Origin of the sequence: Ruminococcus sp. 5_1_39BFAA (genome assembly GCF_964240875.1) — a bacterium.
Classification (GTDB): Bacteria; Bacillota; Clostridia; order Lachnospirales; family Lachnospiraceae; genus Blautia_A.
In genome coordinates, this window is the sequence record NZ_CAXSVO010000053.1 from 1 (window position 1) to 9,943 (window position 9,943).

Here is a 9,943-nt window from a genome sequence, read left to right on the forward strand (position 1 = left end):
AAATGGAGCGTCACTTGAAGCTGTTTTCGAAATGGTAGGGTAATTTTGTGCAAATTTCAATATTTGCTCATTTATAGATAAGATAAAACTTAACGCCGCACACATGGAAGTCCATCAGACGGAATATGTGTGCGGTCGATTGTTGTAGAAAGGAATGCAATGGTTAAGAATTTAGGAAAAAGGCTGCTTCAGACAGTGGTTGTACTGTTCTGTGTATCCCTTTTGATATTTATTTTGCTGCGTATCATTCCGGGAGATGCAGTAACAACGATGATGGGTGAGCATGCAGATGCAGCCACCATCGAAAGACTGACCAAAGAAATGCAGTTGGATCAGCCGGTGTATGTACAATTTATAACTTATCTGAAAAATATCTGTATCGGTGATTTTGGTACCAGTTATACCTTAAATAAACCGGTCAAAGATCTTCTGGCAGCTGCTTTCCCCAATACGGTAAAGCTTGCTCTCATGGCAGCTGTGATTGCCTGGATCATAGGCATCGTATGCGGAATCATTGCAGCAGTAAAGAAAAATGGAATCCTTGATCGTATTTTCATGGGATTCTCTCTGTTTGGTGTGTCCGTTCCTGTCTTTATGGTGGCCATGGTCCTTCAGTATGTGGTTGCCTATCGCCTGCACTGGGTGGCAATCTCCGGTGTGGAGAAATGGACCGGCTATATTCTTCCGGCCATCGCTCTTGGATGGAACAGTGCGGGAAGCATTGCCCGTCTGACCCGTTCCACTCTGGTGGAAGTGCTTCAGGAGGATTATATGGACACCGCTAAGGCAAAGGGTCTGGGCAGAAGTGCAGTGATCGTGCTTCACGGCCTGCGCAATGCCATGCTTCCGGTTATTACCATGATGGCCCTGCAGATTTCCAGTCTGCTTTCCGGTGCCGTTATTTCAGAAACGATCTTTTCTATCAATGGAATCGGCCGTCTGGCTGTGGATGCCATCAGCAAACGTGATATTCCTCTTCTGCAGGGTACCGTTCTGTTTACCACAGTCATTGTCATCGTGGGCAATCTGATCGCAGACTGTCTCTATGCAGTTCTGGATCCGAGAATCAGAAAGGGGGCGTGAGCATGAAGAAGAATGCTTTTTCACAGGAAAGTGCAGCAGCCAGTGAGGAACTGCAGCAGGAGCTTGCAGCGCAGATTGGTGAGAGCGATACTTTCCGGGACAAAATGAAGCGCATGGCTTCCAATAACAAACTGGCTGTATTTTCTGCCATACTGATCGTGGTCTTCATCCTCCTTGCCCTGCTGGCACCGGTGCTGACACCTTATGAGCTGGAAGAGATGGATCTGATGGCAAGACTTTCTCCGCCTTCTGCCAAGCATCTTCTGGGAACCGATGAACTGGGAAGAGATGTTCTGACCAGACTGCTGTATGGAGCAAGAGTATCTCTGGCAGTCGGCATCATTCCCACGGTTGTCTCCATGATCATTGGAGCATTCATCGGAATGATCAGCGGATATGTGGGCGGCATGGTGGATACGGTACTGATGCGTCTGGCAGACGTGGTCCTTTCTTTCCCGTCCCTCCTTCTTGCTATGGTAATCATGTATACCCTCGGTGACGGAATCAGCAGTATTTTTATCGCTCTGGCCGTTACCAACTGGGCCAGTGTGGCCCGTGTCATCCGTTCAGAGACCCTTTCTCTTAGAGAGGCAGAATATGTGGAGGCAGCCCGGAGTATGGGCGTGAAGGATTTTACGATTATCGTAAGACACGTGCTTCCCAACTGTATTCCTTCTCTGATCGTATTGTTTACTTTGAATGTGCCTTCCGCTATCCTTTCTGAAAGCTCCCTGAGCTTCCTGGGAATCGGTGTCCAGCTTCCGAATTCTTCCTGGGGACTGATGGTAAACCTGGGACGCAGCTATCTGTATGATGCGCCCTGGCTCAGCCTGGTGCCCAGTGCGGCGATCATGCTGGTGGTTCTGGCATTCAACTTCCTGGGAGACGGACTGCGGGATGTATTGGATCCCCATCTGAAGGATGCATAAGAGAGAGGTAATTATGGAAGAGATATTATTAGAAATTAATCATTTAAAGTCCAGTTTTTTTACGGGAAAGGGCGAAGTACCTGCCGTTGACGATGTGTCCATTCAGATTCCGAAGGGAAAGATTGTGGGAATCGTAGGTGAGTCCGGCTGCGGCAAAAGTATGACGGCGAAATCCATTATGGACCTTCTGAAATATCCCGGCCGCGTCGTGGACGGGGAAATCCTGCTGGAGGGACGCGATCTGACGAAGCTCTCCCAGAAGGAATTGAAAAAAATCCGGGGAGAAGAGGTCAGCATGATCTTCCAGGAACCCATGACCAGCCTGAATCCGGTGGTGAAGGTGGGCAAACAGGTCCGTGAGGCCATCCTGCTTCATCAGAAGATCGGCAAGAAAGAAGCAAAAAAACAGGTGCTGGAGGTATTCCAGCAGGTGGGCATCAGCGAACCGGAAAAACGGTATGAATGTTATCCCCACGAGCTGTCCGGCGGCCTTCGCCAGCGTGTGATGATCGCCATGGCCATGGTGTGCAGACCGAAACTGATGATCGCCGATGAGCCTACAACGGCGCTGGATGTGACCATTGAGGCCCAGATCCTGCGTCTGATCAAAAATCTCTGTGATACCACGGGAATGAGCTGCCTTCTGATCTCCCACAACCTGGGAGTCATTGCGCAGATGTGTGATTATGTGTATGTGATGTATGCCGGCAAGGTGGTGGAACAGGGGGATGTGTTCACAATCTTTGAACGTCCGGAGCACCCCTACACCAAGGGGCTCTTATCCTCTGTAATCCGCCTGGATGAACTGCCGGAACGTCTTTCCACCATTCCGGGTATGGTTCCGAATCTGATGCATCTTCCGGAGGGCTGTGCCTTCTGCGGACGTTGTCAGAATTCTTCCGGATCCTGCAAAAAAGAAAAGCCGGATCTGTATGAAGTGGCAACGGATCATAAAGTAAGATGTTTTTCGGCAAAAGAAAGGGAGGCTGCTCATGAGTGAGAAAAAGAACGTGCTGCTCCGATGTGAGCACCTGGTAAAGGAATATCCGGTGGATCGAAAACGGTCGGTCCATGCCGTATCAGACATCAGCCTGGAGCTTTACGAAGGGGAGTGTCTGGCCCTGGTAGGAGAGAGCGGATGCGGAAAGTCCACCCTGGGACGGACCTTGATCCGGCTTCATCCCTCCACATCCGGCAAAATCTTTTATAAAGATACAGAGATCACTTCCATGAAACCGTCAGAATTTGCGCCCTACCGGAGACAGATGCAGATGATCTTCCAAGACCCTTATGCATCCCTGGATCCCCGTATGACGGTACATGATATTATTGCAGAGCCTCTTGTGACTTACAAAGTCTGCGAAAACAAAGAAGCTCTGAAAAAAAGGGTATTGGAGCTGATGGATGCGGTGGGCGTTCCGGGAGAATTCCTCTATCGTTATCCCCATCAGTTTTCCGGCGGTCAGCGCCAGCGTATCGGAATCGCCAGAGCCATTGCTCTGCATCCGTCCCTGGTAATCTGTGACGAGCCTGTTTCTGCTTTGGACGTTTCCGTTCAGAGCCAGGTGCTGAATCTGCTGAAAGACATTCAGGCAGAATATGGCCTGACTTACCTTTTCATCAGCCATGACCTGTCAGTGGTCCGGTTTATTTCCGACCGGGTTTGTGTCATGTTCCTGGGTAAGGTCTGTGAGATCGGAGATTCTGAACTGATCTACCGGGAACCCCTTCATCCCTATACCAGATTTTTGATCAATGCCATTCCGGTGGCAGATCCCACGCTGCGTGATACGGAGAAACCTCTTCTTCAGGGTGAGATCCCAAGCCCCATGAATCCTCCGGCAGGATGTCGGTTCCATACCAGATGTCCCTATGCGACGGAGCGCTGCCAGAAAGAAGAACCGGCACTTCGTCCGGTGAAGGGCCGTATGGTGGCCTGCCATCATGTGGGCGAATAAGAACGAATAAAAAATGCTGCTTTGCGAAAATGACAGGTATCCAGAATCCTGGATACGGATCAAAATCGCAGGCAGCATTTTTTTTGGTAATAGCAAAGGTCAAAGTGCCATGAAATTTTTGGCCAAAACATCTAAATAATAAAAAAGTAAACGATTCATGTGATAGAGCAAGAACTGTTAAAAAGATTACAATAAATGACATTTTCAGTAGGATAAATTCCAATTATAATTGAAAAAAAGATATTGGAGGACGTTTTATGTTAGGCAATTTATCGAAAAAACATGAGTATACTTCTTTCTCCGTTTGTCCGGAAAATTTTACCGGAGAAAAGGGTATGGGTGGAAGAGCTACGGAGGGAACCGGAGCAATGTGTGCCAGAGACCTTGGACAGGGATGGAAAATATCACCTTCTGTAGACATTCCGTCTGGTGAGACATTTACCATGGCTGACATCAAAGGTTCCGGCGCAATCAAACATATTTGGCTTACCTGTGCTGCACCGGATAACCGGAGTCTCATCATTCGTTTTTACTGGGATGGACAGAGTAATCCGGCAATTGAAGCTCCCCTTGGAGACTTTTTTGCATCTGCTACAAAGGAATATCGACAGCTGACCAGTCTTGCAGTTTGCGTAAATCCGGCGAACGGAATGAATTGTTATTGGGAAATGCCTTACCGAAAAGGCTTTAAGATTACCCTTGAGAATCGTTCTGATACACAGATTACAATCTATTATCAGATTGACTGCGAAAAGAAAGAAGTAGGAGAGGATGCTTTATACTTCCACGCACAGTTCCGCAGGGTAAATCCTCTTCCGTATAAAACGGATTATACAATTTTGGACAATATCACAGGAAATGGACAGTATGTTGGAACCTATCTGTATTGGGGTGTAAACAACAATGGCTGGTGGGGAGAAGGAGAAATCAAATTCTTCATCGATGGCGATACAGACTACCCTACCATTTGTGGTACCGGAACAGAAGATTATTTCTGTGCTTCCTATGATTTTGAGGTAAATAATAAGTATATAGAATACTGTACACCGTATGCCGGTCTTTCTAAAGTGGATTCCACAGATGAGACATACATTGCAAATCGCAGATTCAATATGTATCGTTGGCATATTACTGACCCGATCTATTTTAAAGAGAATCTCAGAGTGACAATCCAGGCTTTGGGATGGCGCAGAGGCAGACGATATCTTCCGCTTCAGGATGATATTTCCTCTGTTGCATTCTGGTATTCCGATAATCTGGATGATCAGTATCCGGAACTGCCGGATCGGGATGGTCTGGAGATTATATAAAACAACAAATAAAGGCGCTGCCTGAATTGTGATATGCTCCCTTCTGGGTGAACAAGTGAAATAATAAAAACTTGTCACTTGGGAGGGGGCAGATTTTATAGCTGAAAAGTAGTTATGAATCCATGAGCTATGATGCATTCATAAAAGTGAAGAAAAAATAAAAACGGAGGTGTGAATTTATGAGAGATTTTTTGTATCCTGCAAATTTATCAAATATCTGCTATGAAAGAGAAGGCAAACGCAGAAGAATATCTTCCTATGACAGAAAGGGAGGAAATGATGACCGGGTACATCTGGCAGCAGGAGAAAATAGGATTTTGGCTGAAATGAATAAACCTGGCCTGATCACCCATATCTGGATTACCATTGCGACGGACAGCCGCAAGCCGGAACCGGATTATCTGCGCCGCATGGTGCTCCGGATGTACTGGGATGGAGAGGAACAGCCAAGTGTGGAAGTGCCGGTGGGCGATTTCTTTGGAATGGGACATGCACAGACACGCAACTTTGTTTCTGCACCGTTACAGATGAGTCCGGAAGATGGAAAAGGATTCAACTGCTGGTTCCCGATGCCTTTTCAGAAGGCAAGGATCGAGATGGAAAATGAATGTGCAGTACCGATGACCGTGTATTTCTATTTTGATTATGAAGAATATGAAGCCCTTCCGGAAGGAATGCTCCGCTTCCACGCGCAGTGGCGCAGAGAAAACCCCACAAAGGGGATCAGCGATGAAGGAATGGAAAACAAAGATTTTCTGTTCAGTGGGGAGAATGTTACAGGAGATGACAACTATGTGATCCTGGAAGCTGAAGGACGGGGCCATTATGTGGGATGCCATCTGAACATTCATAATCTGAGAGATACCTCCAAGTGGGACTGGCCGGGAGAAGGCGATGATATGATCTTTATTGATGGGGAATCCTGGCCGCCGCAGCTGCATGGGACCGGCACGGAGGATTATGTGAATATGGCATGGTGTCCGACCCAGGAATACAATGCACCGTATCATGGAATCATCCTTCCGGGAAAAGATAACTGGAAAGATAAGATTACATACTATCGTTATCATATCCAGGATCCGGTTATGTTTGAAAAGTCTGTACGGGTGACCATAGAGCATGGACATAATAATCACCGCAGTGATGACTGGTCCTCCACTGCATACTGGTATCAGACAGAGCCTCATAAAGAGTTTCCGAAGCTTTTGGAAGTGGAAGAGCGGCTTCCTTATTATGAAGAGGTTCTGTAAATATAGAAACGAAGGGGAATGGTGAAAACATGGGAAGCGAAATGATGTGGGCCCTTGTAAAGGAAAAACCGGAAAAGGGCCTGTGGATGAAACGTGTTCCGGTTCCGGAAGTGGGCCCGAACGATGTAAAAATTAAGATCCATAAGACTGCAATCTGCGGAACAGACGTACATATTTATCAGTGGAATACCTGGGCACAGCACACGATCCCAATCGGTCTTACCGTTGGACATGAGTATGTGGGAGAAGTTGTGGAAGTTGGCGAAGGGGTACGTGGATTCCGGCCGGGTGATCTGGTGTCCGGGGAAGGGCATATTACCTGCGGAAAATGCCGTAACTGCCTGGAAGGGCATAAGGAAAACTGCAAAGATGCGAAAGGGGTTGGGGTGAACCGGAACGGAGCCTTTGCGGAATACCTTGTGATTCCGGACAGTAACGTATGGCCCTGCAACCCGAATATTCCGGAAGAAATGTATGCGATTTTTGATCCCTTTGGAAATGCGACACACACAGCCCTTTCTTACGACATGCTGGGAGAGGATGTCCTGATCACGGGGGCTGGCCCGATCGGTATCATGGCGGCAGCCATTGCGAAGTTTTCAGGGGCAAGACATGTGGTGATCACAGATATGAATGATTATCGTCTTGACCTTGCAAAAAAACTTGGCGCTACAAGGACTGTAAACTTAAAATCTGAAAATCTGAAAGATGTCATGGGGGAAATCGGCATGAGCGAGGGCTTCGATATCGGACTTGAGATGTCAGGAAGTCAGGCGGGACTTTCAGATATGATTCACAATATGAAGCATGGAGGAAAGATTGCCCTGCTGGGACTGCAGCGAACAGACGGGGTGGTCGATCTGGAAACCGTTATTTTTAACGGACTGAATATCCGCGGTATTTATGGGCGGAAGGTCTGGGATACCTGGTATAAGATGTCTACCATGATTCAGGCAGGTCTTGATATTTCACCGGTTATCACCCACCGGTTTGATATCAAAGATTACCAAAAAGGATTTGAGGTCATGATGTCCGGGAATTCCGGCAAGGTCATTCTTGACTGGGAACATATCAATGACTGACAGGGACTGTTCAGAGTAAGAAAGGAAAAGACAATGGCGCGGAAAAATGATATTTTAAGCATTTATACAAAAGAATTGGAAGGGATCAAAGAGGCCGGACTTTTTAAGGGCGAGGCACCCTTTGTTTCACCACAGGGCGCCCATGTGAAAATGGAAGATGGAAGAGAACTTCTGTGCATGTGTGCAAACAATTATCTTGGGCTGGGAGACAACTCCCGCCTGATCGAAGCTGCCAAGAGGACGTACGATGAAAAGGGCTATGGGGTAGCTTCCGTGCGTTTTATCTGCGGAACCCAGGATATCCACAAAGAACTGGAAAAGAAGATTTCCGGATTTCTGGGAACGGATGATACGATCCTTTATTCTTCCTGTTTTGATGCGAATGGAGGTTTATTTGAGACGATCCTGACTGCGGAAGATGCAGTGATCAGTGATGAACTGAACCACGCATCCATTATCGACGGGGTACGCCTCTGCAAGGCAAAGCGTTACCGTTACAAAAACAACAATATGGAAGATCTGGAGCAGCAGCTTCAGGCTGCAGATGCTGCCGGAGCAAGGATCAAGCTGATCGCCACGGATGGTGTTTTTTCCATGGATGGAATCATCTGTAATCTGAAAGGTGTCTGCGACCTTGCGGACAAATATCACGCCCTGGTTATGGTGGATGACAGCCATGCAGTGGGATTCGTCGGTGCCCATGGCCGGGGAACGGCAGAACACTGCGGGGTAGAAGGACGTGTGGATATTATTACAGGAACCCTTGGAAAGGCTCTTGGGGGAGCTTCCGGCGGATACACTTCCGGACGTAAGGAAATTATAGACCTTCTCCGGCAGAGAAGCCGTCCCTATCTGTTTTCCAATTCACTGGCTCCGGCGATTGCCGGTGCAAGTATTGAGATGATCAATATGCTGGAGGAGAGTACAGCCCTTCGGGATCATCTTGAGGAAATCACTGCTTATTATCGCCAGCAGCTGACTGCAAATGGATTTGATATTATCCCGGGTACCCATCCCTGCGTTCCGGTTATGCTCTATGATGAGAAGCTGGCTGTGGAGTATGCAAAGAAGATGATGGAGAAAGGGGTCTATGTGGTGGCATTTTCCTATCCGGTTGTTCCAAAGGGAAGAGCAAGGATCCGCACACAGGTATGTGCGAGCCACACAAAAGAAGATGTGGATTTCGTTGTGAGATGTTTTAAGGAGACTCGAGACGAAATCGGAAGATAAACAGTGAGATTTATGAAAATGCTGCAGTACCGTGTGATACAGTACTGCAGCATTTTTTGGTTAGTGTATTCGGTAAACAGAAGGCGATACGTGTTCTTTCTTTTTGAATGCTCTGCTAAAAGAGTAAATGTTCTGGAAGCCTACGGTCTCTGCAATTGTTCCGATGGACAGTTGTGTAGTTGTCAGCAGATATTTTGCATGTTCGATGCGTGAATCCTGATGATACTGAATGGGGGATACGCCAAATACTTGCTTGAATTCATGACATAGATAATATTTACTTACGTGAATATGATGAGAAATATCATCCAGGGAAATATTCTTATCCAGATTTTGGCTCAAATATTCCTGAACTTTCCAGGCGACATCCCGGTTTTTATTTTTTTCCTGTACGTTATTGATCGTATATTCTCGCAAGAGGAGAGAAAGCATCTGTAAAAAGAGCCCATTTACCAGAGGCTCCGAGTAGACCATACGAGTTTCCTTTTCACGAATAATGGTCATGAATAGTACCTGAATCCGTTTATAATTTTTGAGATGCAATACCGGCGGCAGATTGGGACAAATCTCATCCAGGATATCCTGACGGAATAACTTATGATCGGCTAAAGGAATATGATCCAGATCTTCAAAAGGAATATAAACCTGCGAACTATATTCATCTTGCTGCAGATCGAAATGAATATGGGGCTGATGTACTTTTACTTTTCCGACCGAACGGATCGAATGCCTTTTCCTGGGACGAAGAATGATAAAATCGGTTGGAACAACATGATAATGTTCATCTTCAACCATCAGATCTATTTCTCCATCCTGCAGAAAAATAATCTCATAATCAAAAATAACCCTCGGTTTCATATGCCAATGCAGATTCTTGACTGTATCATCCCATGCCAGCCTGACATAAGGTGTCAGCGTATTATCTCCCATAATTTGCCCCCGTTTCTTTTATTTACTATAAATGAGTAAATCCCAAATATTGCACAAAATAAAGATACCCTCCGTTGAATGATGTATAATTGAACCTTAATCCGTGGAGTTTAATTATTATTTCATGCTGCAATCACTTTGTTTATGCGGTCTGTCGATACGTTTAAAAGG

At 46.6% G+C, this 9,943-nt stretch carries 9 protein-coding genes; 8 read left to right on the forward strand and 1 reads right to left on the reverse strand.

Annotated elements, in window-relative coordinates; genetic code table 11:
* Nucleotides 1-159: 159 nt before the first annotated feature.
* The 8 genes from ACESZH_RS23030 to ACESZH_RS23065 all read left to right on the forward strand — a co-directional run bounded on the left by ACESZH_RS23030 (nucleotide 160) and on the right by ACESZH_RS23065 (nucleotide 8,842).
* Nucleotides 160-1,083 (forward strand): ABC transporter permease, encoded by a 924-nt coding sequence (locus ACESZH_RS23030; protein WP_373219401.1) that lies wholly within the window; start codon nucleotides 160-162, stop codon nucleotides 1,081-1,083.
* Nucleotides 1,084-1,085: 2 nt separating this feature from the next.
* Nucleotides 1,086-2,012: an ABC transporter permease gene (locus ACESZH_RS23035; protein ID WP_373219400.1), complete on the forward strand. Its 927-nt coding sequence runs from the start codon at nucleotides 1,086-1,088 to the stop codon at nucleotides 2,010-2,012.
* Between the two features lie 13 nt (nucleotides 2,013-2,025).
* A complete protein-coding gene (locus ACESZH_RS23040) occupies nucleotides 2,026-3,012 on the forward strand; it encodes an ABC transporter ATP-binding protein (RefSeq protein WP_373219399.1) in 987 nt (328 codons plus the stop codon).
* On the forward strand, nucleotides 3,005-3,970 hold the full coding sequence (locus tag ACESZH_RS23045) for an ABC transporter ATP-binding protein (protein ID WP_373219397.1): 966 nt from the start codon (nucleotides 3,005-3,007) through the stop codon (nucleotides 3,968-3,970). Before ACESZH_RS23040 ends, ACESZH_RS23045 begins: the two co-directional genes overlap by 8 nt.
* A gap of 257 nt (nucleotides 3,971-4,227) precedes the next feature.
* The gene (locus ACESZH_RS23050; RefSeq protein WP_373219395.1) at nucleotides 4,228-5,280 is read left to right on the forward strand and encodes a glycoside hydrolase family 172 protein; all 1,053 of its coding nucleotides are present in this window, start codon (nucleotides 4,228-4,230) and stop codon (nucleotides 5,278-5,280) included.
* A 179-nt stretch (nucleotides 5,281-5,459) separates the two neighbouring features.
* Nucleotides 5,460-6,530, forward strand: a complete 1,071-nt coding sequence (locus ACESZH_RS23055; RefSeq protein ID WP_342981629.1) for a glycoside hydrolase family 172 protein — start codon at nucleotides 5,460-5,462, stop codon at nucleotides 6,528-6,530.
* 44 nt (nucleotides 6,531-6,574) lie between these two features.
* The gene (gene tdh / locus ACESZH_RS23060; RefSeq protein ID WP_373219403.1) at nucleotides 6,575-7,612 is read left to right on the forward strand and encodes an L-threonine 3-dehydrogenase; all 1,038 of its coding nucleotides are present in this window, start codon (nucleotides 6,575-6,577) and stop codon (nucleotides 7,610-7,612) included.
* 33 nt (nucleotides 7,613-7,645) lie between these two features.
* On the forward strand, nucleotides 7,646-8,842 hold the full coding sequence (locus tag ACESZH_RS23065) for a glycine C-acetyltransferase (protein WP_342981630.1): 1,197 nt from the start codon (nucleotides 7,646-7,648) through the stop codon (nucleotides 8,840-8,842).
* A gap of 60 nt (nucleotides 8,843-8,902) precedes the next feature.
* Here ACESZH_RS23065 and ACESZH_RS23070 read toward each other — a convergent pair whose 3' ends face one another.
* Nucleotides 8,903-9,772, reverse strand: a complete 870-nt coding sequence (locus ACESZH_RS23070) for an AraC family transcriptional regulator (protein ID WP_373219393.1) — start codon at nucleotides 9,770-9,772, stop codon at nucleotides 8,903-8,905.
* Between the last annotated feature and the right edge of the window lie 171 nt (nucleotides 9,773-9,943).